16 protein-coding genes are annotated in these 21867 nt (G+C 72.1%); 5 read left to right on the top strand and 11 right to left on the bottom strand.

Annotation, left to right across the window (positions count from 1 at the left end):
- Nucleotides 1–543 precede the first annotated feature (543 nt).
- Nucleotides 544–822, bottom strand: a complete 279-nt coding sequence (locus C1N80_RS04100; RefSeq protein ID WP_137769613.1) for a stress protein — start codon at nt 820–822, stop codon at nt 544–546.
- 99 nt (nt 823–921) lie between these two features.
- Here C1N80_RS04100 and C1N80_RS15405 point away from each other — a divergent pair, with 99 nt between their 5' ends.
- From C1N80_RS15405 to C1N80_RS04090, 3 genes are all read left to right on the top strand, one after another.
- Entirely contained in the window at nt 922–1095 is a 174-nt protein-coding gene (locus C1N80_RS15405) for a hypothetical protein (protein ID WP_168198011.1), read from the top strand.
- Nucleotides 1096–1242: 147 nt separating this feature from the next.
- Nucleotides 1243–1737: a transporter substrate-binding domain-containing protein gene (locus C1N80_RS04095; RefSeq protein ID WP_137769612.1), complete on the top strand. Its 495-nt coding sequence runs from the start codon at nt 1243–1245 to the stop codon at nt 1735–1737.
- Nucleotides 1734–2726: a cation diffusion facilitator family transporter gene (locus C1N80_RS04090; protein ID WP_137769611.1), complete on the top strand. Its 993-nt coding sequence runs from the start codon at nt 1734–1736 to the stop codon at nt 2724–2726. Before C1N80_RS04095 ends, C1N80_RS04090 begins: the two co-directional genes overlap by 4 nt.
- A 76-nt stretch (nt 2727–2802) precedes the next feature.
- On the opposite strand, the gene C1N80_RS04085 is transcribed toward C1N80_RS04090, so the two are convergent.
- The 3 genes from C1N80_RS04085 to C1N80_RS04075 form a co-directional block, all read right to left on the bottom strand.
- The gene (locus tag C1N80_RS04085; protein WP_137769610.1) at nt 2803–5022 is read right to left on the bottom strand and encodes a catalase; all 2220 of its coding nucleotides are present in this window, start codon (nt 5020–5022) and stop codon (nt 2803–2805) included.
- Between the two features lie 266 nt (nt 5023–5288).
- On the bottom strand, nt 5289–6296 hold the full coding sequence (locus tag C1N80_RS04080) for a LacI family DNA-binding transcriptional regulator (protein ID WP_137769609.1): 1008 nt from the start codon (nt 6294–6296) through the stop codon (nt 5289–5291).
- A gap of 71 nt (nt 6297–6367) precedes the next feature.
- Nucleotides 6368–7663 (bottom strand): ABC transporter substrate-binding protein, encoded by a 1296-nt coding sequence (locus C1N80_RS04075; RefSeq protein WP_137769608.1) that lies wholly within the window; start codon nt 7661–7663, stop codon nt 6368–6370.
- Nucleotides 7664–7889: 226 nt separating this feature from the next.
- On the opposite strand from C1N80_RS04075, the gene C1N80_RS04070 reads away from it, so the two are divergent.
- Nucleotides 7890–10226: a family 78 glycoside hydrolase catalytic domain gene (locus C1N80_RS04070; protein WP_240811225.1), complete on the top strand. Its 2337-nt coding sequence runs from the start codon at nt 7890–7892 to the stop codon at nt 10224–10226.
- Nucleotides 10227–10259: 33 nt separating this feature from the next.
- Here C1N80_RS04070 and C1N80_RS04065 read toward each other — a convergent pair whose 3' ends face one another.
- On the bottom strand, nt 10260–11249 hold the full coding sequence (locus tag C1N80_RS04065) for a LacI family DNA-binding transcriptional regulator (protein ID WP_137769606.1): 990 nt from the start codon (nt 11247–11249) through the stop codon (nt 10260–10262).
- Between the two features lie 278 nt (nt 11250–11527).
- On the opposite strand from C1N80_RS04065, the gene uxaC reads away from it, so the two are divergent.
- Nucleotides 11528–12955 carry a glucuronate isomerase gene (gene uxaC / locus C1N80_RS04060; RefSeq protein ID WP_137769605.1) on the top strand — a complete coding sequence of 476 codons (1428 nt, stop codon included), beginning with the start codon at nt 11528–11530 and terminating at the stop codon, nt 12953–12955.
- A gap of 10 nt (nt 12956–12965) precedes the next feature.
- On the opposite strand, the gene C1N80_RS04055 is transcribed toward uxaC, so the two are convergent.
- The 6 genes from C1N80_RS04055 to C1N80_RS04030 form a co-directional block, all read right to left on the bottom strand.
- The gene (locus tag C1N80_RS04055) at nt 12966–15629 is read right to left on the bottom strand and encodes a glycosyl hydrolase (RefSeq protein WP_137769604.1); all 2664 of its coding nucleotides are present in this window, start codon (nt 15627–15629) and stop codon (nt 12966–12968) included.
- Between the two features lie 50 nt (nt 15630–15679).
- On the bottom strand, nt 15680–16912 hold the full coding sequence (locus C1N80_RS04050) for a Gfo/Idh/MocA family protein (protein WP_137769603.1): 1233 nt from the start codon (nt 16910–16912) through the stop codon (nt 15680–15682).
- On the bottom strand, nt 16909–18270 hold the full coding sequence (locus tag C1N80_RS04045) for a Gfo/Idh/MocA family protein (protein WP_137769602.1): 1362 nt from the start codon (nt 18268–18270) through the stop codon (nt 16909–16911). The genes C1N80_RS04050 and C1N80_RS04045 overlap by 4 nt, the downstream gene beginning before the upstream one ends.
- Before the next feature lie 65 nt (nt 18271–18335).
- Nucleotides 18336–19259 (bottom strand): carbohydrate ABC transporter permease, encoded by a 924-nt coding sequence (locus C1N80_RS04040; RefSeq protein WP_137769601.1) that lies wholly within the window; start codon nt 19257–19259, stop codon nt 18336–18338.
- Nucleotides 19252–20190, bottom strand: coding sequence for a carbohydrate ABC transporter permease (locus C1N80_RS04035; RefSeq protein ID WP_137769600.1), 939 nt, complete (start codon nt 20188–20190; stop codon nt 19252–19254). The genes C1N80_RS04040 and C1N80_RS04035 overlap by 8 nt, the downstream gene beginning before the upstream one ends.
- A 64-nt stretch (nt 20191–20254) precedes the next feature.
- Nucleotides 20255–21568, bottom strand: coding sequence for an ABC transporter substrate-binding protein (locus C1N80_RS04030; RefSeq protein ID WP_137769599.1), 1314 nt, complete (start codon nt 21566–21568; stop codon nt 20255–20257).
- Nucleotides 21569–21867: the final 299 nt, after the last annotated feature.

Below are 21867 nucleotides of genomic sequence, written 5' to 3'. Positions count from 1 at the left end.
GTCCCGCCGGGGGCGGACCTTCCGCGGCGCGGTCGGCGGGAGATCAGGACCTGTTCCTCCATCTCGAGCCGGGATCGTCGAGGCGCTCATGAGACCACCTCACCCGAGGCGGCGCCGGACGAGCGGAGCGAGAGGGACGGCGCGCCCACGATCTCGACCCGGCCACCATGAGCGAAGGGATCGGTGCTCGTGGACTTGGTCAGCGCGTAGAGAGCCCCGTAAACATCCGTGTCGATGGGGTGCGCTGTTGAGAGGTCGACCCTGACCGGGGCCGCGGGATCCAAGGCACGAGCACGCTGGACCTGGCACTCGAGGGTCGGCATGGTCTCGATCGACACGTGTCCGGAGACTTCGAGGGTGATGTCCTCTCGCGAGACATCAGCATGAACGAGGATGGATATTTTGTGCGGCACAGAGAGCCTCCGGTCACGACGACGTGACGGCCACTGGCTGGACCACTCATCACACTACCGCACGACGCCGCGGGACGCACGAGCGCCCGGTGGGGCACTCCTGCACCCCGCGGCGATGTGGTGTGGCGGCTCAGGAGCTCTGGCCACCCTTGCGGCCGGCCTCGCTCGGATCCGCCGAGTTGGCGTCACCGAAGCTGCCGGAGCTCTCGTGGCCGCCCTGACGGCCCTCCTCGCTCGGGTCAGCCGCGTTCGCCTCTCCGAAGCTGCCGGAGCTCTTCTGCCCCGCCGCGCTCGGGTCAGCCGCGTTCGTGTCGCCGAAGCTTCCCGTGCTGGCCTCGCCGCCCTTCTGGGCCTGCTCCTCGGTGTCGCTGCGGTTTCCGAACTGTCCAGAATTGTTCTTGTCAGCCATGACGAACATCCTTCCTTCGGTGCCGGTCGAGTAATCGACCGGCGGAGCGATCTGCTCGTGAACCGACCGTAGGCACGCGGGTCGCGGACACTGAAGCTGATGACCAAGTGGAAGGGAACGCGACCCGTTCACCGCCGGGCAGACGTCGTCGAGAGCTGCCGCATCGCACGACGCGGCATCGGCACCAGTACGCCACATCGACCAGTTCTGCAGGAGAAGAAGCCGCTGCACCAGATGAGACCCGCCGCGCACACCTTCACGATGACGGACTGAAACGGCCTGCTGAACGTTGCGGTGCGCCGGTTCCTACCGGCAGCCGCACGTCTACTCAGACCGGCCCGACGTGCCGGGAGCGCCGAGCGTGCGCGCAGTCGGGGCTAAGGTCGTGGGCTCCACCATCGTTGACCGGAGGTATTCGCCATGTTGGTCTCCGCGCATCACATTGTCCGGGCCGCTGCTGCATCGGTCGCGGCGGCGTTGCTGGTGTCCGGGTGCTCCGGCCCGTTTCCCGCCGACAGCCAGGGCTCGCTGGCCCACGCGACCGGAGGGACGATCTCTGTCGGGGCGACGACCAACCCACCCTGGACCGAGATCTCGCCGGATGGTGCGGTCACCGGTGTCGAAGCAGACCTGGTGACGGACTACGCCGAGAGCATCGACGCGGAGATCACCTGGGTCCCGGGCTCGGAGAGTGTGCTCGCCGACCGCATGAAGGACGGCGAGCTGGACATCATGATCGGCGGGTTGACGTCGAAGGCGCCGTGGACCGACAAGGTCGCGCTGACCCGCCCGTACACGACCGTCCGCGGGGAGGACGGGACAACGGAGAAAATGGTGATGGGCGTGCGGCCCGGCGAGAATGCCCTGATGGTCTCCCTGGAGACGTTCCTCGACGATCAGGACGCCGAGCGATGAGCCCCACCGTCCAGTCCGAGACGGCGGCCGTCTCGGGGCACGACGCGTTGCCCCACGACGTCCAGCAGGTCCTTCACCAGGCGATCCGCCTGGAGTGGATCACGATCGGCGTCATGGTCGTGACGATCGCAGCCGTCGGTCTCGTGACGGGTCAGTCGCAAGCGATGAAAGCCGCTTGGGCAGAAGACATGCTGACGCTCCTTCCGCCCCTGGCGTTCTTGATCGCCGCACGCCGGCTCCGCAAGGCTCCCGACCGGGACCACCCGTACGGGCATCACCGATCGATCGGCGTCGCGCATCTGGTCGCCGCCCTCGCGCTCCTGGCGATGGGTACCTTCCTCGTGGTCGACTCCGTCATGAGCCTGGTCAAGGTGGAGAAACCGCCGATCGGGACCATGGCACTGTTCGGGCACGCCGTGTGGGCGGGGTGGCCGATGATCATCGTCATGGCGCTCTCCGGCATCGCGCCGGTGATCCTGGGTCGCAAGAAGCTGCCGCTCGCTGAGAAGCTCCACGACAAGGTCCTGTTCGCCGACGCGGACATGAACAAGGCGGACTGGACCACGGCGATCGCCACCATCGTCGGCGTCCTCGGCATCGGATTCGGACTGTGGTGGTTCGACGCTGCAGCAGCCCTGGTGGTGTCGATCTCCATCCTGCGTGACGGGTTCAAGAACCTGCGCGCGGCGATCGGCGGCCTCACCGACACCCGTGCCCGCACCGTCGACGACAAGGAACCGCATCCCCTCACGCGCGACGTCGAGACGCGCGCCCTGGCGACCCCGTGGGTCGCCCAGGCCGTCGGTCGCGTCCGCGACGAAGGGCACGTCTTCCACGTCGAGATGTTCGTGGTCCCTCGCCACGGCAAGGCACCTTCCCTCGACCAGCTCGTACAGCTACGCACCGCGTTGCTCGACCTGGACTGGAGACTCCACGACGTCGTCATTGCGCCGGTGCCGGCGATTCCCCAGATCCCGGCGCGGGACTGATACGCGATCAGGGGTCAGCGGGAGCTCGGCCGCCAGGCTGGCGGCCGAGCTCACGACCTCTCCGTTCCGGCACCTTTCAGGCGTTGGCCGGGAACCGTTCCCAGACGCGATGGCTCTCCAGCAGGTTCCGGATCTCGCCGAGGACGGCCTGTCCGTCCTCGCCGAGCACGATCCCGGCCCCGCCGGGCGCCGAGCGGGCTTCCAGGGCCGCGCGCCCCTCACCCCAGGCGCCGATCGCCTTGGCATGGCGCCAGCACTCGTCGATCAGCTTGCCGACGCGGGGCTCGACCTCGCCGGCACCGGGGGCTCCTGCCTTCGGATCGACCGAGGGCCGTGAATCCGGTGCCGTGAGGGGATTGCCCGCCAGCAGCAGGGCGTCGAACTCCACGGAGGCAGCGGTGCCGAACGTCCGACCGACCGGCACGCCCGCCACCTCGCCGCCGCGCGGCGCGATCACGACCGGGGTCATCGAGGCCGCCACGATGGCTTGGTGCAACGCGAGCAGAGCGGAGTTGTCGCCATCGGGGTCCACCACGATGCCGATCACCCGCCCGTCGGTCGGCCACCGACCACCCAGCTGGGACAGCGGAGCACTGGAGTCCGCCGCGCCGTCGGACTCCTCCTCGACCGGGACCGTCGACGCGGGGGCGGGCATCCCGAGTGCCGAGGCGACCCTCGCGCACAGGTCCTCGTCGATGTTCGCCAGGGACTGCAGCTGCCGCTCCCGGATCGTGGCCTCGTAGCATTTGCCGAGCTCGAAGGAGTAGGCGTCGACGATGTGGTCCTGCTCGACCGGCGTCATGCTGCGCCAGAACAGACGTGCCTGGCTGAAGTGGTCCTCGAACGTGGCCGAGAGCGCTCGTTCCTTCACCCCCTCGGGGACCCGCACCGGGAGGTCCTCGAAGGCACCATCCATCTCGCCCGCCATGAACGGGCACCCGCCGTCCAGCGAGTTCGGGTGGTACGGCGCGACACCGGAGTGGTCGCCCTGCTGACCGTAGCCGTCACGCAGCATGTCGTTGACCGGCGCATGGGCACGGTTGATCGGCAGCTGGGCGAAGTTCGGCCCACCCAGGCGGGTCAGCTGGGTGTCGACATAGGAGAACAGGCGCACCTGCAGCAGCGGGTCATCCGTGACGTCGATCCCGGGCACCAGATGGCCCGGGTTGAAGGCGACCTGTTCGGTCTCGGCGAAGTAGTTGCGGGGATTACGGTTCAGCGTGAGCCGTCCGATGGGTTGCACCGGCGCGAGCTCCTCGGGGACGAACTTCGTGGGGTCCAGGAGATCGATGCCCTCGAAGCTCTGCTCCTCGTTGTCAGGGAAGACCTGGATGCCGAGCTCCCAGCTGGGATAGGCGTCGGCCTCGATCGCATCGGCGAGGTCCCGACGGTGGAAATCAGGGTCCGCACCGCCGAGGATCTGCGCTTCCTCCCAGGTCAGCGAGTGCACGCCGAGTGCCGGTTTCCAATGGAACTTCACCAGCGACGTCTCCCCGTCGGCGTTCGAGAGCCGGAAGGTGTGGATCCCGAACCCCTCCATCATCCGGTAGGAGCGCGGGATGCCGCGGTCACCCATGGACCACAGCGTGTGATGCTGAGCCTCGGTGTGGAGGGAGACGAAGTCCCAGAAGGTGTCGTGGGCGCTCTGTGCCTGTGGAATCTCCCGGTCCGGGTGCGGCTTCACCGCGTGCACGACATCGGGGAACTTGATGCCGTCCTGGATGAAGAACACCGGGATGTTGTTGCCGACCAGGTCGAAGGTGCCCTCATCGGTGTAGAACTTGGTCGCGAACCCGCGGGTGTCACGCGCGGTGTCCATCGAGCCGCGGGAGCCCACGACGGTCGAGAACCGCGTGAACACCTCGGTGCGCTTGCCCTTCGCGAGGAATCCGGCCCGGCAGACGCTCTCTGCGGTGCCGTAGCCCTCGAACACCCCGTGCGCCGCCGCGCCGCGAGCGTGGACCACTCGCTCCGGGATCCGCTCGTGATCGAAGTGGGTGATCTTCTCGCGCAGGTGATGGTCCTGCAGCAGCACGGGGCCACGCCTGCCGGCCTTGAGCGAATGGTCGGTGTCGCGCAGTCGGGCGCCCTGCGAGGTGGTCAGGAACTCGCCCTGCTGCGCGGTGGTGGCCTCGTCCGGGCTGGGTTCGGCGCCGGTGGGCGTTCGGGGCTGGACGCCCTGCTGATCCGGCTTCGGAGAGAGCGGCGCGGTGGGCTCCGTCGGTTCCTCGAGCGACGGGGGTTCGCTGTTCGGGCGACCGGGGGCTGGTGTGGGTGCGTGCTCGGTGGATGCCATGACGTGCTTCCTCCTCAGGGACGGACGTACCGCGTGTGATGCCCCTCACCGTACGGCGGCACCCATCGGAGGAGAAGTCGTGCCCTCTCTGACCACAGCCGGAACACGCGAACCGACCGGTTCGTCTGCCGCAGCCGGGGAGGGGCCTCCTCGTCGCGTGCACATCGGACGATCACCGACATATCCGTTGCCGGACTCACCGGGGGCCCGGAACTGACCTTCCGTGCGCCGAGCATCGCGATGACCGCGACGGACGACCGCGTCCCTCAGCCCCGCGTCGACTCCCGCTCCACGAGCGAGGGCCGGAAGCTCACGTGGCGGCGCGGCGCGTCCGCCTCGGCGATCTCCTCCTCGAGGAGCGCGAGGGCCGTGCGTCCCATGAGCTCCGCGGGCTGGGAGACGGAGGTCAGCGGCACCACGGTGGAGCGGGCGAAGGCGATGTCGTCGTAGCCGACGATCGCGATCTGCTCCGGCACGGCGATCTCGTGGCGGAACGCGAAGGCCTGGAGCACGCCGACGGCGAGCAGGTCGTTCACGCAGAACACGGCGTCGGGCCGCTCGGCGACGCTGCGGGCGACGATCGCCTCGCCGACGGTGCGGCCCGCGAGGACGGTGAGGTCCTCCGCCTCGATCACCTCGACCTCCACCCCGGCCTCGGCGGCGGCCCGCTGGGCGCCGCGCAGGCGGTCCGCGACCTGGCGGAGGTCCTGACGGGAGACGACGACCCCGATCCGGCGGCGGCCGATGCCCGCGAGGTGGCGCACGGCGATCTCGCCCCCGGCGACGTCGTCCACGCTCACGGAGGAGCCGCCCTCGGTCTCCCGCTCCACGAGCACCACGGGGGTGCCGCGGCCGCGGATCGCCTCGATGAGCTCGGTGGTGCCGCCGGTGGAGGCGAGCAGGATGCCGCGCGCCCGCTGCTCCTCGAACAGCTGGAGGTAGAGCCGCTCGCGCCGTTCGCGGTTGCCGGAGCTGCCGGAGATCACGGCGAGGCCCGAGGCCTCCGCGGCGGCTTCGATCCCGCCCACGAGCTGGGTGTAGAAGGGGTTGCCGGAGTCGAGGACGACCGCGCCGACGGTGCGGGAGCGGCCGAGCTTGAGCTGGCGGGCGGCGTCGTTGCGCACGTAGCCGAGCTCCGCGATCGCCTGCTCGACCCGCTCGCGGCGGTCCGGGGAGACGACGTCGGGCCGGTTGAGGACGTTGGAGACGGTGCCCACGGAGACCCTCGCCGCGGCCGCGACGTCCTTCATGCTCACCAGGCGCCCGGAGGCCATGCCTCTCCCCTCGTCGTGCCGGTCGGGACCGCTTCCCGCCTGCGGTGACTGTATCGTGCGGCGGCCCGCGCTCAGCCGAGCGCGCCGGACGCCTCCTGGAGCACGGAGCTCGCGGCGTCGGCCGCCTCGACGCGTCCGAAGAGCACGTCCTCCATGCCCCGCTGGAGGACGTCGCCGACGGCGCTCCCACCGGGCGGGGTGATCGAGGGCTGCTCGCCGAGCTCCTCCGCGATCGCCTCGATGAAGTCCGCGGCCTTGAGATCGGCCTCGGTGAGCTCGGGGAGGATCGCCTCGCGCACGTCGAGGTTCGCGGGGACACCCCGCTCGGCGAGCAGGATCCTCCCCGCCTCCTCGCTGTTGACCAGCCAGTCCACGAGGGCGACGGCGGCCTCCTGCTGTCCGGAGCGGGCGGAGACGGCGAAGTACATGGAGGCCTTGTACCAGAGCTGGGCCTGGTCGGCGGCGCCGGCGAGGGAGGGCATGCGCAGCACCGTCACGGCGCCGTCGAGCGAGGCGTCGAAGGTGACGACCTGGTTGGACCACTGCGACTGGAGGCCGCACTTCCCGGTCGCGAAGAGCGTCTGGTCGACGGCCTGCCCGGCCTCCTCGACGGCGACGTCCGCGGGCGGCGCGGCCTTCGTGTCCTGCAGGCGGAGGGCGAGCTCGAACCAGGCCAGGAGGTGCTCCTCGGTGAAGCCGAGCGCGTTGCCGTCGAACTTCTGCGCCCCCTGCTGGCGCAGGTGCACGGAGAAGGTGGGGTCACCGGCGATGCCGAGCTGCTGGACGCCGTAGGTCCCCTCCTCGGTGCCCTCGGTGATGCGGGTGGCGATGTCGACGAGGTCGTCCCAGGTCCACGTGGTGTCGTCGGGGAGGTCCACGCCGGCCGCCTCGAAGACGGCGGGGTTCGCGAGCAGCACGGGGGCGTTGATGCCGGCGTTGACGGCGACGAGCGAGCCCTCGACCGTCCCGGCGTCCAGGGCGGTGGGGTCGAAGCCGTCGGTCGCGAGGCCGCTGTCGCCGAGGTCCGCGAGGATGCCGCGGGAGCTGTACTCGGCGAGGTAGCCCTCGTCCATCTGGAGCACGTCGGGCACGTCGCCGCCGGCGACCTGGGTGGCGAGCTTGTCCCAGTAGCTGCTCCAGTCGGTGGTCTCGGGGCTCACGGCGGCGCCGTCGTGGGCGGCGCCGTAGGTCTCGAGGGCGGTCTTCGTGAGCTCGTCGCGCTTGGCATTGCCCCACCAGGCGAAGCGGAGCGCGGCTGCGTCGGAGGCGCCGGAGCCGCCGGGGGCGTTGGGGCCGCAGGCGGCGAGACCGCCCAGCAGCAGGGAGGCGGTGAGGATGCTGCGGCGGGGAGCGCGGGGGCTGCGCATGGGGGCGATCTCCTTCGATCGGTGTCACTGCGCGGCGAGCGTAGGCCGCAGGGCTTGAAACGTGCAAGCGCTATCCCGCTGCCGTGGACACCTGGGCCGGTGCGATGCGCGGATCACCAGGCGAAATCACCCCTGGATTCGTTGAGTCGTTTCATCTAGATTCGATCGCGCAGCACCGGACCCACCCGCCTCACCCGCAACACCGAACCCGATGACGAGGATCGACGTGACCACCTCCCCCACCGCGACCACCCCCGCGACGCCCTCCACCACGGCGGGTCCCGACACCGCCGCCCGCTCCCTCGAGACGGCGACCGCCATCACCGCCGCCGGGACCGACGGCCGCACCCCCGTGCTCGCCACCCGCTTCACCGCCGGCGCCGACGCCGCGGGCTCCGGCGCCCCCGCGATCGCGCGCGCCGAGCTGATCGCCACCGCCCACGGCGTGTACGAGGCCCGGATCGACGGCCGCCCCGTGAGCTCCTCCGTGCTCGACCCGGGCTGGACCGTCTACGAGTCCCGCCTGCAGGTCCAGCGCTTCGACGTCACCGAGCTGCTGCGCCCCGGCACTGAGCAGGAGCTCGCGGTGACCCTGGGCCGCGGCTGGTGGAACGGAGACCTCGGCTTCGAGAACGCCCACGCGAACTACGGCGACCAGCAGGCGCTGCTCGCCTCCCTCGAGATCACCTTCGCGGACGGCACGGTCCAGCGCATCGACACGGACGCTTCGTGGACCGCGACGGACTCCCCCATCACCTTCGCGACCCTCTACGACGGCCAGCGCGAGGACCGCCGCCTCACCCCGGGCGACCCCCGGCCCGTCGAGACCGCACAGATCGACCGCGGCACCCTCATCGAGCAGGCCTCGCCGCTGATCGTCCGCCACGAGTCCCGCCGGCCCGAGAAGATCTGGACCTCGCCGTCGGGGAGGACGCTGCTGGACTTCGGCCAGAACCTGGTGGGCTGGCTGCGCTTCACGGTCACCGGGCCCGCGGGCACCGAGATCACCCTGCGCCACGCGGAGGTGCTCGAGCACGACGAGCTCGGCACCCGCCCGCTGCGCGCCGCCGAGGCCACGGACCGGATCGTCCTCGCGGGAGACCCGGCCGGGGAGACCTTCGAGCCCACCCTCACCTTCCACGGCTTCCGCTACGCGGAGATCACCGGCTGGCCCGGGGAGCTCGCGCCGGAGGACGTCGAGGCGGTCGTCGTCGGCTCCGACCTCCGCCGCACCGGCTGGTTCGAGTCCTCCCACGCGGGCGTGAACCAGCTGATCAGCAACTCGATCTGGTCCCAGCGCGGCAACTTCCTCGCCGTCCCCACGGACTGCCCGCAGCGCGACGAGCGCCTGGGCTGGACCGGGGACATCGCGGCCTTCGCGGCGACCGCCGCCTACCAGTTCGACGTCCAGGACTTCCTGCACAACTGGCTGCTGGACCTGCGTGCGGAGACCGCCGCGAACCCCGACGGCTGGGTCCCCTTCGTCATCCCGGACCTGCTCAAGCTCGCCTCCTTCCCGAAGGAGGCCGACGTCGAGGCGGCGGAGGCCTGGAAGGGCGCGACCGCCATCTGGGGCGACGCCGCCGTGTGGGTCGCGCAGGCGCTCTGGACCGCCTACGGCGATCTCGACCAGCTGCGCGCCCAGTACCCCGGCATGGTGCTGCATCTGGAGTCCGTGGAGAAGGCGCTGTCCCCGAGCGGGCTCTGGGACCAGGGCTTCCAGTTCGGCGACTGGCTGGACCCGGACGCCCCGCCGGAGGACGCGGCCGCCGCGAAGGCGGACAGGTACGTCGTCGCGACCGCGTGCCTCGTGCGCTCGGCCCGCTTCGCCGCGGAGGCCGCCGCGCTGATCGGCGAGGAGGCCGGCGCCCGCCGCTGGCAGGAGCTCGCGGACCGCACCCTCGCGGCGTTCACCGAGGCATACGTGCAGGAGGACGGCACGATCACCTCGGACTGCGCGACCGTCTACGCGCTCGCGATCGCCTTCGACCTCCTCGATCCCGCCACCCGGGAGAAGGCCGCCGCGCGCCTCGTCGAGGTGGTCCGCGCCGCGGAGTACAAGGTCTCCACGGGCTTCGCGGGCACCCCCTTCGTCACCTGGGCGCTCTCGGAGACCGGCCACACGGAGGACGCGTTCCGCCTGCTGCTCGAGGAGGGCTGCCCCTCGTGGCTGTACCCCGTCTCGATGGGCGCGACGACGATCTGGGAGCGCTGGGACTCGATGCTGCCGGACGGCACCATCAACCCCGGCGAGATGACGAGCTTCAACCACTACGCCCTCGGCGCGGTCGCGGACTGGATCTACCAGGTCGTCCTCGGCATCCGCCCGGCGGCCCCCGGCTACGCGGAGGCGCTGCTGCAGCCCACTCCGGGCCCGGGCATCGACTGGGCGACGGGCGCGTACGACTCGGCCCACGGCCGGATCGAGGTCGAGTGGTCCGCGGCCGAGGGCGGCTTCTCCCTCGCGGCGACGATACCCGCGGGCGTGCCGGCGCGGGTCGTGCTGCCGGACGGCTCCGAGCAGCAGGTCGTCGGCACCGGGGAGCGGGTCACGCTCGCCTGAGCAGGTAGGGAGGGCGCCCATCGGCGCCGGGTCTCAGTCCCCGGCCCGGCGGGCGCGGCCCGTGGAGCCGCGGGCCACGAAGGCGGATTCGAAGCGCCAGGTGAGACCGTCCTGGTGGGCGGCCGGGTCCTCGACGAGCGCGTCGATCGCCGCCGCGCCCATCTCCCGCCGCGGCACCCGGATGGTGCTGAGCGGAGGGTCCGTGACGGCGGCGGACTCGATGTCGTCCCAGCCCACGATGCTGATGTCCTGCGGGACGCGGAACCCGGACTCGCGCAGCGCGGCGAGCAGTCCGATCGCCATGACGTCGTTGTAGACGAGCACCGCGCCCAGCTCGAGCACGAGCACGCTCTCCGCGGCGGCGCGCCCGCCCTCGACGGTGGGCGCGAAGTGGCCGACGTCGACGACCTCGACGTCGAGCTCGTCCGCCGCGCGGGCGATGGTCCGACGGCGGCGTCCCTCGGACCAGCTGCGGGCGGGACCGCCGACGACCCCGATCCGCCGGTGCTCGAGCGAGCGCAGGTGCCGCAGGGCGCCGCGCACGCCGCTCAGCGCGTTCGGGGCGACGGCCTCGAGATAGGTGTGGGTGCGGTTGACCAGCGCGATCCGGGTGAGCCGGGCGGCGGCGTCGAGCTCCTTGGCGCCCATCCGCGGGGAGCACAGCAGGATGCCGTCGACCTGCGGGGCGAGGGTGCGCACGAGCGGCAGCTCCCCCTCGGGGGTCTCCTCGGCGTCGGCGAGCAGGAGCTGCACGCCGTGGTGGCGGGCGCGCTCCTGGGCGCCCTTGAGCAGCGCGGGGTAGAAGGGGTTCAGGAGGTCGGGGACGACGACGCCGAGCACGCCGGTGCGGCCCGTGATGAGCGTGCGGGCGCTGCGGTTGGGGCTGTAGCCGAGCTCGTCGACGGCCTGCTGGACCCGCTCGCGGGTGGCGGTGCTGACCATGGCGGGCTTCTGCAGCGCCCGGGAGGCGGTCGCCACCGAGACGTCCGCCCGGGCGGCCACGTCGCGCAGGGTGATGCCCACCGCGCCTCCTCTCCTGGGCCCGTCGTCCCGGGTCCCGACTCCGCCGGGTCGCCGTCCAGCGGGACCTCGTCGCCGCCGGTGCGGACCGGGCGGAGCCCCATCGTGCGGTGCGGGGCCCCAGGAATGCAACTGTTTCACCGCCGCTGACCCGGAAACCTGGAGGGAGAACGCTTGCCGGGCAGGCGTCCGCGTGCAATCGTTTGCAGCATGGCGGGCGGCATCGGCCCCCGCCCTCCGCTCCCCCGATCGGGAGCACGGAACGCTCGAGGAGGAGCCCCGTGGGACGACCGCTGACCCTGCACCCCCACCGCGCCCTGCCCGCGGATCCCGCTGTGCGCGCGATCGCCGTGCGCATCCTCGAGCAGACGGCCCCGCTGCCGCTGATCTGCATGCACGGCCATGTCGAGGCGGAGGCCTTCGCGCGTGACACGCCCTTCGCGGACCCGGCCCAGCTGCTCATCGTCCCCGACCACTACGTGACCCGCATGCTCGCCTCCCAGGGGATCGACCTCGCGGACCTCGGCGTTCCGCGCACGGACGGCGGCGCGGTCGAGACCGACTCCCGCACCATCTGGCGCCGCTTCTGCGAGAACTGGCACCTCTACCGCGGCACCCCGTCCCGCTACTGGCTCGAGCACGAGCTCGTCGAGGTGTTCGGGGTCGACGAGGCGCCGTCGGCCGACTCCGCCGACCGCCTCTACGACCGCATCGCCGAGACCGTCGCCGATCCCACCTTCCGGCCCCAGCAGCTGCTGGACCGCTTCGGCATCGAGATCATCTCGACGACCGACCCGGCCTCCTCGGACCTCTCCCACCACGCCTCCCTCGCCGAGCAGGGCCTCGGCGAGCGGGTCGTCCCGACCTTCCGCCCCGACGCCGCGCTCATGATCGGCCGCGACGGCTGGGCGCAGGAGGTCGAGGCCCTCGGCGCCGCGGCGGGCAAGGAGATCAGCGACCTCGCCGGCCTCCTCGACGCGCTGCGCATCCAGCGGCGACGGTTCGTCGCCGCCGGGGCGCGCGCCACCGACCACGGCCACCTCAGCGCCGCCGCCGCACCGATGGACGAGGCCGCCGCCGCGTCGCTCGTGGCCTCCGCCCTCGCCGGCACCGTGCCCACGCCGGAGGAGGCCGCCGCCTTCGAGGCGCACATGCTGCTGCAGATGGCGGCGATGAGCTGCGAGGACGGCCTCGTCATGCAGCTGCACCCGGGTGTGCTGCGCGACCACGCGAGCGGGATCCTCGCGCGCCACGGCCGCGACAAGGGCTACGACATCCCCGTCGCGACCGAGTACACGCGATCGCTGCGCCCCCTGCTCGAGCGGTTCGGCCACGACCCGCGCTTCCACCTCGTGCTCTTCACGGTGGACGAGACCGTCTTCTCCCGCGAGATCGCGCCGCTCGCCGGGGCCTACCCCTCGGTGCGCTACGGCGCGCCCTGGTGGTTCCTGGACTCACCCGACGGCATGCGCCGCTTCCGCGAGGCCGCGACCGAGACCGCGGGCTTCTACAACTCCTCCGGCTTCGTGGACGACACCCGCGCCTTCGCCTCGATCCCCGCGCGCCACGACCTCGCCCGCCGCATCGACGCCGGCTACCTCGCCCGCCTCGTCGCCGAGCACCGCCTCGAGGAGGACGAGGCCACGCAGACCGCGATCGACCTCGTCACCACGATCCCCCGCGCGGCCTACCCGCCCCTCGCCCGCTGAGGGGGCGCGGTCAGCCGCGGCGGAGGACCGGCACAGCGCCGAGGCCGAGGGCGACCCCGTCGAGCATGCGCGGCAGCTCCTGCTGCTGGAAACGCTCCCCGTAGGCCTCGTGCGCGGAGGTGATCTCCTGCGCCGCGGCCTGCGCGTTCACCGGATCCGCTGCCGCAGGGGCGGTGGTGCCGCGCACCTCGAGCCGAAGGGTGCTCGTCCCCTCCCGGAGGCGGCCGGTGAGGTCCAGGCGGAACGGCGCGCGCCACAGCAGGCCGGCCCCCTCCCCGTCCACGCTCACCGTGGCGATCTCCCGCACGGGCGGGGCGAGCAGGGCCCGGTAGCCGCTGCCGGCACCGTCCGCCGGGAGCACCGTGCCCGCGCCGAGGTCCAGCACGAGTGGCCCGCGGGCCTGCTCCGCGTCGAGGGTGACGGTGCACTCGTAGGAGAGCCAGGGCAGCGCCGCGGCATCCTCCCCCGGGATCAGGTGCGGCAGCGTGACGGGTCGCGGGTCCTGCCCCGGCGCGTGGAGGGTCCAGGGCCCGTCGAGCGGAAGCTCCGTCCCGGCGGGCTCCGCAGCCTCGTCGGACTTCGTGGTCCCGGCGGGCTCTGCGGTTCCGGCGGGCTCCGCGGGCTCCGTCGTGGCGTCGGCGCCGGTCACGGCGAGGTCCGGGTCGTCGGTCGCGAGGAGCAGGAGCGCCTGGTAGGGGTGCAGCTCGTGTGTCCCGCCAGTAGTGGGGAGCGCGCGGCGCTCCCCCGTATCCGGGTCCACGAGCAGCAGGGCGGCGCGCGGCTCGCGCACCGCGAGCTCGATCGTGCGCAGCTGCGGGCCGGTGTTCGCGAGCAGGAACAGGTCGCCGTCGGCCAGCCGCCGGCGCAGCACGCCCACCTCGCCGCCGGAGCCGGTGAGCGTGAGCGGCGGCGGCATCACCGATCGCAGCGCGGCCTCGAACCCGTCCTCCGTGATCGGAGCGGAGCCGGGAGACGACTCCGCGGACGGAGCCGCGGTGGTCATCCGTGCACCGGCCGGCGAAGTGACGGTCGGATGTGCGGCGCCGCCCACGGCGATCACGTGGCCGCCCGCCTCGCGCACCCGGTCCAGCCAGGCGGCGGTCGCGGCGGGCAGGCGGGTCACGTGCGGGAGCACCACGATCGGATAGGCGGCCGGGTCGAGCCCGGCGCTCCCCTGCTCGCCGGCGAGCGCGTCGTCGTCGACGAGGTCGAGGTCGTAGCCCGCGCGGCGGATCGTCTCGGGGATCGCCGGCCCCACGTGGTCGCGGCAGGCGCGCCACAGGTCGTGGCCGGCGCCGTGGGCGGCGCGCACGTCGCCGTAGGGGAGGTAGAGGGCGACGTCGGCCCCTGGCTCCCCGCGGCGCAGCACGGCGCTGAGGCGCGTCAGGTGCGCCATGAGCTCCGGCATCGCGGGCCACCAGGCGTTGCGGTCGTCCAGCGCGCCGGCGGCGTAGAACGTCCAGCCGAGCCCCGCGGCGTCCGGCGCGGTGTAGGGCCAGCCGTGACCCACGAGGTGGGTGATGCCGAGCAGCAGGTGCTCGTGCGCCTCGCCGAGGAGGTCCAACGGTGCGGCGCGGAAGGAGGGCGAGTGCACCCAGGTCCACACCTCGCTCGAGACCACGTCGCGGCCGTCGAGGTGCGCCGCGGAGGACGCCCAGCGGGTCTGCGTCATCCCCGTCCAGCCGGCACCCTCGCCCTCGATGAGGTGCACGCCGCGCTGGGCGGAGAGCGTGATCGGCGGCTCCCCGTAGCCCTGCAGGCGGAACCGGGTGCCGTGCTCCTCCGCCCAGTCCCGGCAGGTCGCCATGAAGCCCTCCGCGACGAGCTCGGAGAGGGTCAGGCCGTAGTCCTCGCGCAGCTGCTCCGCGCCCTCGCCGCCCACGTGCAGCAGCGGGAGGCGCTCCAGCAGGTCGTAGCCGCGGCGCTCCGCGAAGTGCGCGGGCAGGCCGGCGGTCCATCCGGCCTCGTACACCTCGAGGCTGTCGCTGAACACGGAGCCGAGGAGCTCAGCGGGCACCGCCTCGAGGATCGCGCCGCCCACCACGTCGAGGTGGTGGCGCACGGCCTGTGCGCTCAGGTGGTCCACGACGGGCCCCTCGCTGCCGGCCGCGGCGCGCTTGACCTGCTGCCCGGTCACCTCGGACCACGCGAGCAGCACGGTGCGCGGGCCGCGCCCGGCGGGGAGGACGAGCGGACCCTCGTCCGGGACCTCGATCCGCTGCCAGGCCGAGGGCGGCAGGCCGTCGCCGAGGTGCACGGCGATGAGCTCGCCCTCCGGCCAGCGCGGGGTGAGGTCCACGGCGAGGGGCTGCGGGCCCCGGTCGCGGCGCTCCCAGCGGATCCGCCGCGAGGCGTGCTCGGGGCCCACGTGCGCCCCGCCGTAGGACCATCCGCTGCCGAGCGTCACGTCGCAGCGCAGGCCGCGCGCCCGGGCGGCCTCCGCGGCGAACCGGAGGTGGCCCTGCACCTCCGGGGAGAGGTAGTCCGGGGCGCCCGGGCGCAGCGGGTAGACGAGCGCGATCTCCACCCCGCCGATCCCCGCCGCGGCCATCGCGTCGAGCTCCCGCTCGAGCTCCCCGCGGTCCACGTCGGGTCCGAACCACCACCAGCGCATCATCGGCCGGGCGGCGGGATCGGGGCGGGCGAGGTCGGCGAGCACCTGTGCGGTGGTCATGGATCTCCAGGATCGGCGGGGCGGGGACGTGCTGGCGGGGAGGGCCGCCCTCAGGCGGAGGGCGGGGTCCAGCTGCTGACGGCGTCGGCGCGGGCCCAGGGCACCGCCCCGTCCCCGTCGAGCTCGCTGAAGGGACGGCCCTCGTCGAGGGAGCGCAGCAGCACCGCCTCGATGTCGTCGACGACGGGGTGCGCGGCCTCCCCCTCGCCCTCCCAGGTCACGCCCGCCTCGATGGGCAGCGGATCGGGGACGGACTGGATCGCCTCGAGCACCGCGGAGAACGCGCCGGAGTCCTCGAGCGGGCTGATGAGCGCCACCGAGCGGTCCCGCACGTGCGCGAGCAGGTTCTGCACGAGATCCGTGCGGGCGTACTCGCTGCGGGTCACGGTGCCCGCCGCGTCGACCCGCTCGGAGCGGTCCGCCGTGTACCAGAGCCGCACGCGGCCCTTCTCGGCGAGCACCTCGACCCACGGGTCCGAGGAGTCGGGGGCGACGGTCGTGAGCGCGGCGAGGACGGGCGGGCCGTCGCCGGCGGGGGCGACCCGCAGGAAGGTCGTGTCGTCGGCCTCGATGTCGTGGGCGCGGCGCAGCTCGGTGGTCACGCCGGCCACGTCCTCGATCCGGCGCAGCCCCGCGATCGCGAGGGCCGCGTGCACGGAGTGGGCGAGGGGGTTGGTGGCGACGCCGTCGGCCACACGCCGGCCGTCGAGGCGGCGCCGGCCGGCCCAGCGGGAGCGGTGGTAGTAGGCGCGGTCGCGCACCCAGGCGCCGTAGGCGCGCACCGCGGTGACCTTCCCCAGCGTCGCGGCGCGGACGATCTCGCGGAGCTCGTCGATGCCGGCGCCGCCGCGGGCCTGGAAGCCCACCTGGATCGTGCGGTGCGCGGCGTCGGCCGCCTCCGCGAGCATCCCGAGGTCCGTGAGCGCGGGGACGGGCGGCTTCTCGAGGTAGACGTGGCTGCCGGCGGCGAGCGCCTCGAGGGCGAGCGGCACGTGCGTGTCGATCGGGGTCGCGATGATGACGACCTCGGGGCGCCGCTCCTCGCCGAGCGCCGCGAGCAGGCCGCCGAGCGTGGGGTGGTGGATGGCGGCGAGCTCCGCGGGCGGCTCGGCGACGTCGACGACGCCCACGAGCTCCGCGAGCCCCTCCCCCACGAGGCGGTCGAGGTTCACCAGGTGGTGGGCGCCGAAACCGCGGGTGCCGACGAGAGCGACCCGCACGGGCGCCGCCCCGGCCGTCCCCTCCTCGGTCGTGACGGGCGCGCCGGCCGTGCGGACGCTCATCGTGCCGCTCCTGCCGGGGCGGGCTCGCGCGAGAGGTCGAGGCCCAGGAACGCGGCGACGTCCACCGGGGCGCCGGTCGCGAGGGACTCGTTGCCGCAGATCCCCACGCTGATCGCGCGCAGGCCGTCGGTGTGGTCGGAGGGCCGGCCCAGGCCGCCGGCCTCCTCCTCGGTGGGGCCGACGAACACGTCCCGCAGGAGCAGGGCGTCGCCGCCGCCGTGGCCGCCCACGCCCTCGGGGATCTCGACCTCGCGGGCGGGTGCGAAGTGGTGCTGGACGACGAGGCGCTCGCCGCGCTCGCGCACGCCGGAGTCCTCCGTGGTGACGGCGACGGCGCTCGGGTCGACGTGGGCACGGCCGTCCTCGTCCTTCGCGACGACCTCGGCCCGCTCGACGACCTCGAGCTCGGCGCGGCCGCGGGTGCCGTTGACCGCGACCCGGTAGCCCTCCCAGGGGCTGTGCGCGTTCAGGGCGTAGGTGAGGACGGGCCCGCCCGCGTAGTCGACGATCGCGGTGAGGTTGTCCTCGGCGGTGATGCCCTGGTCGAACACGGAGCGGTCGCGCTGGTAGCCGTCGTGCTTCTCGGCCTCGAGGTACAGGGCCTCGAGCCGCTCGTCGGAGCGGAGGTCCAGCTCGAAGGGGTCGTGCGGGCCGTCGTGGGTGCCGCGCTCGGGGAGGGCGGCCTGGCCGCGCTCGGCGGCCGCGTCGGCCCCGTAGAAGCGCAGCCCGCCGCGGGCGTAGACCCGCGCGGGGACGTCGGCGATCCACCAGTTGACGAGGTCGAAGTGATGCGCCGCCTTGTGGATGAACAGGCCGCCGCTGTTGGTCTTGTCGCGGTGCCAGCGACGGAAGTAGTCCGCGCCGTGCTGCGTGTCCAGCACCCACTCGAAGACCACGGAGACCACGTCGCCGATCTCGCCCGAGGCGATGACCTGCTTGAGCGCCGTGTTGCGGGGGCTGTAGCGGTAGTTGAAGGTGACGACCACGCTGCGGCCGGTGCGGTCGATCGCCTCCTGGATCGCGCGGGCCGAGGGGGCGTCGATCGTCAGGGGCTTCTCGACGACGACGTCGGCCCCGGCGTCGAGGGCCCGCACCACGTGCTCGGCGTGGAGGCGGTCCACGCTCGTGACGATCACGCGGTCCACCGCGAGATCGGTGATGACCTGCTCGAGCTCGTCCGGCCCCGCGAGGCGCACATCGGCGAAGGCGGGGACGCGGTCACGGTGGAACTCGCGCCGGGCGGGGTTCACGTCGAGCAGGGCGACCAGCTCGGCGACGTCAGCATGGGGGCCGGCGATCGCGTCGAGGTACATCTGGGCGCGATGGCCGGATCCGATGAGGGCGTAGCGGGTACGCATGGGGCTTCTTCCCTGGGTCGCGGGGCGGGGGTGCGGGGTGGCGGACGGGGCGGTGGAGGACGGTGTCATTTGATGCCGGTCGTGGCGAAGCCTCGCACCAGGAACTTCTGGCCGAACAGGAACACCAGGAACAGCGGCACGAGGGACACGATCGACATGGCGAACATGGCGCCCCAGTCGGAGGAGCCCTGGCTGTCGAGATAGGACTTCAGCGCGAGGGGCACCGTGAAGTGGTCCGGCGTCGTCAGGTAGATGAGCGAGCCGAAGAAGTCGTTCCAGGTCCACATGAAGGTGAAGATCGTGGTGGTCGCGAGGGCCGGCGTCATGAGCGGCAGCACGATGCGGAAGAAGATCCGCAGGTGGCCGCAGCCGTCGATGCGGGCGGCCTCGTCGAGCTCCCGCGGGATGCCGCGGATGAACTGCACCATGAGGAAGATGAAGAACGCGTCCGTGGCGAGGAACTTCGGCAGGATGAGCGGCAGCATCGTGTTCACCCAGCCGGTCTGGGAGAACATGATGTACTGCGGCACGATCACGACGTGGATCGGCAGCATGAGGGTCATGAGCATGACCGCGAAGGCGATGTTCCGGCCCCAGAACCTGAGCCGCGCGAAGGCGTAGGCGGTGAGCGTGCAGGCGAACAGGTTGCCGATCACGCAGCCCACCACGAGCAGCGTCGAGTTCAGGATGTAGTGGCCGAAGTCGAAGGACTGCGCCGTCCATCCACGCACGTAGTTGTCGATGTCGAAGGACAGCGGCCACAGGCTCGCGTTGCGGAAGATCTCCTCGTTGGGGCGCAGGGAGGAGACGACCATCCACAGCAGCGGGTAGATCATGATGATGCTCGCGACGATCATCGCCGCGTGCTTGAGCACGGCGCGGCCGCTGCGGCCGGCGCTGCCGCCGGCGGCCTTGCGGCGGGGAGCGGTGGGGGCGGGGGTCGCCGGGCGGCCCGGGATCTCGGGGGCGGCGGTGGAGAGGTCAGTCATCGTAATGCACCCAGAACTTGGAGACGAAGAAGTTGATCGCGGTGAAGATCGCGACGATGACCAGCAGCAGCCAGGCCATCGCGGAGGCGTAGCCCATGTCGAACTGGGTGAAGCCCTTCTGGTACAGGTACAGCGTGTAGAAGAGCGTCGAGTCCGACGGCCCGCCCGTCCCACCCGAGACCACGAAGGCCTGGGTGAAGGTCTGGAACGCGTTGATCACCTGCAGCACGAGGTTGAAGAAGATGATCGGCGTGAGCAGCGGGATCGTGATCCGGAAGAACTGCGACACCTTCGAGGCGCCGTCCACGCTCGCGGCCTCGTAGTACATCTGCGGGATCTGCCGCAGGCCCGCGAGGAAGATGATCATCGGCGAGCCGAAGGTCCACACGTGCAGCAGGATGATCGTCCACAGCGCCGTGTCCGGATTGGACACCCAGCCGGGCAGGTCGGTGAATCCGAGCATCCCGAGGAAGCGGTTCACGAGGCCGTCGGCGCCGAACATCTGACGCCACAGGATCGAGATCGCGACGGAGCCGCCCATGAGCGAGGGCAGGTAGAACACCGAGCGGTAGAAGGACAGGCCCTTCATTCCCTGGTTGAGCACCACGGCGAGCAGCAGCGCGGCGATGAGCTGCAGCGGCGTCCCCACGATCACGTAGGTGAAGGTGACCACGAGCGAGTGGTGCAGGCGGGTGTCGCCCAGCATCTCGCGGAAGTTCGCGAGGCCCACGAACTCGGGCGGGGCCAGCAGGCTGTAGTCCGTGAACGAGAGCGCGAAGCTCGCGATCATCGGGATGATCGTGATGCCCAGCAGGCCGATCAGCCACGGGGCCATGAACACGAGCGAGATCTTGTTGTCCGGGTGCTTCTCGCGCACCCCGCCCTTCTTGCGGCGGGACACGATCTGGGTGAGCTCTCCGACAGCGCTCATCGGGTGTCTCCCTTCTGTGGGGCCGGGCTGCGGGGCGCGTCGCCCCGCAGCCCGGCCGGGTCGGTCAGGACAGGGCGGAGTTCAGCTCGTCCAGCAGGCGCTGGCCGGCGTCGGCGGGAGTGATCGTGCCGAAGAGCATGTCCTGCCCGGCGCGGGTGAGGATGTCCTCGAACTGGCCGCCGCCCTGCGGGGTGATCTCGGGGGCGTCGCCCAGCTCCTTCTCGATCGCGTCGAGGAAGTCCACGGCCTTCTTGCTGGACTCGTCGAGGTCCGGGGTGATCGCCTCACGGACCTCGAGGTTGCCGGGCACGCCGCGCTCCACGGAGAGGATCTTCCCGGCGTCCGGGGAGTTCACGAGGTAGTCGACGAAGGCGACGGCGGCCGCGGAGTTCGCGCTCTTCGCGGAGACGGCCCAGTACATCGACGCCTTGTACCAGAGCTGCGCCTCGGCGGCGGAGCCGGCGGTCGACGGCGGCCGCAGCACCGTGAGCTTCCCGTCGTGCAGCGCGTCGTTGGCGACGACCTGGTTGGACCAGGCGACGGTCATGGCGATCTTGCCGGTGCCGAAGAGGGACTGGTCCATGGCGGCGGTGGAGTCCTCTACGGAGGCGTCCGCGCCGGGGCCGGCCTTCGAGTCCTGGATCTTCTTGGCCCACTCGAACCAGCTCGTGGCGGCGGCCGCGTCGAAGCCGGCCTTTCCGTCCTCGTACTGGTCCTGGCCGGCCTGGCGCACCCAGAGCTGGAAGAGCCCCTGCACGGTGCCCATCTGGGTCATGCCGTAGGTGCCGTCCTCGGTGGCCTCGGTGATCCGCGCGGCGGTCTCGATCATCTCGTCCCAGGTCCACGTGGTGTCGTCCGGGACGTCCACCCCGGCCGCCTCGAAGACGTCCGGGTTCACGAGCACGGTGAAGGCGTTCAGCCCCGCGTTGATCGCGGCGAGGCCCACGTCCTTCACCTCGCCGACCTCGACCGAGCCGTCCACGAACTTCGAGGTGTCCAGCCCCGCGCCGGCGAGGTCGAGGAGGGCGCCGCGGCCCGCGTACTCGGCGAGGTACTTCTCGTCCATCTGGACGACGTCGGGGAAGTCGCCGCCGGCGGTCTGGGTGGCGAGCTTGTCCCAGTAGCCGCTCCACTCGCCGGGCTCCGGGGAGATCGTGACGTCGGGCTTCTCCTCCTTGTAGGCGGCGATGGCGTTCGTGGTGTTCTCGTTGCGGGTGGGGTTGCCCCACCAGGCGAGGCGGAAGCTGCCGGAATCGGCGGAGCCGCCGTCGCTGCCGCCGGAGCCACCGCCGGAGGTCGCGTTCGGGCCGCATGCGACGAGGCCGGCGAGGCCGGGGACGGCGAGGCCCAGGGTGAGGGCGGTGCGTCGGGTGAGCATCAGATCTCCTTTGATCCTGTGGGCGGGTGCTGCCCTGCTGCTGAAGCGTGGGCGGGCGGTGGTGGGGCGCCGGTCTGCTGCGATCGGCGCACGCCTGTTTCTGAAAGGTTTCATTCGCGTGTTGCAGTGCGCGGGTGATCCCTCGACGACGAGGGGGCACCCTGTGGTGCGGCACACATAGGAAAGCGCTAACCGCCGTGGATGTCAATGCCGTCCACGGCAGCGGCGCCGGATCGACGCCGGGTCGTGACCTCCGCGGCGGACGCCGCCCGTTCACCCCCTCGCCATGCGCGGGCGCT

The organism is Brachybacterium sp. SGAir0954, from assembly GCF_005490785.1.
Lineage (GTDB): Bacteria > Actinomycetota > Actinomycetes > Actinomycetales > Dermabacteraceae > Brachybacterium > Brachybacterium rhamnosum.
The sequence above is the reverse complement of the archived record's forward strand: the minus strand, read 5'-3'. Positions and strand labels throughout refer to the sequence as shown.

Bases quoted from the DNA above. Each gene is read 5' to 3' on its own strand.
- C1N80_RS04100 (WP_137769613.1), bottom strand. From the start codon at position 822: ATGGCTGACAAGAACAATTCTGGACAGTTCGGAAACCGCAGCGACACC.
- C1N80_RS15405 (WP_168198011.1), top strand. From the start codon at position 922: ATGACCAAGTGGAAGGGAACGCGACCCGTTCACCGCCGGGCAGACGTC.
- C1N80_RS04095 (WP_137769612.1), top strand. From the start codon at position 1,243: ATGTTGGTCTCCGCGCATCACATTGTCCGGGCCGCTGCTGCATCGGTC.
- C1N80_RS04090 (WP_137769611.1), top strand. From the start codon at position 1,734: ATGAGCCCCACCGTCCAGTCCGAGACGGCGGCCGTCTCGGGGCACGAC.
- C1N80_RS04085 (WP_137769610.1), bottom strand. From the start codon at position 5,022: ATGGCATCCACCGAGCACGCACCCACACCAGCCCCCGGTCGCCCGAAC.
- C1N80_RS04080 (WP_137769609.1), bottom strand. From the start codon at position 6,296: ATGGCCTCCGGGCGCCTGGTGAGCATGAAGGACGTCGCGGCCGCGGCG.
- C1N80_RS04075 (WP_137769608.1), bottom strand. From the start codon at position 7,663: ATGCGCAGCCCCCGCGCTCCCCGCCGCAGCATCCTCACCGCCTCCCTG.
- C1N80_RS04055 (WP_137769604.1), bottom strand. From the start codon at position 15,629: ATGACCACCGCACAGGTGCTCGCCGACCTCGCCCGCCCCGATCCCGCC.
- C1N80_RS04050 (WP_137769603.1), bottom strand. From the start codon at position 16,912: ATGAGCGTCCGCACGGCCGGCGCGCCCGTCACGACCGAGGAGGGGACG.
- C1N80_RS04045 (WP_137769602.1), bottom strand. From the start codon at position 18,270: ATGCGTACCCGCTACGCCCTCATCGGATCCGGCCATCGCGCCCAGATG.
- C1N80_RS04040 (WP_137769601.1), bottom strand. From the start codon at position 19,259: ATGACTGACCTCTCCACCGCCGCCCCCGAGATCCCGGGCCGCCCGGCG.
- C1N80_RS04035 (WP_137769600.1), bottom strand. From the start codon at position 20,190: ATGAGCGCTGTCGGAGAGCTCACCCAGATCGTGTCCCGCCGCAAGAAG.
- C1N80_RS04030 (WP_137769599.1), bottom strand. From the start codon at position 21,568: ATGCTCACCCGACGCACCGCCCTCACCCTGGGCCTCGCCGTCCCCGGC.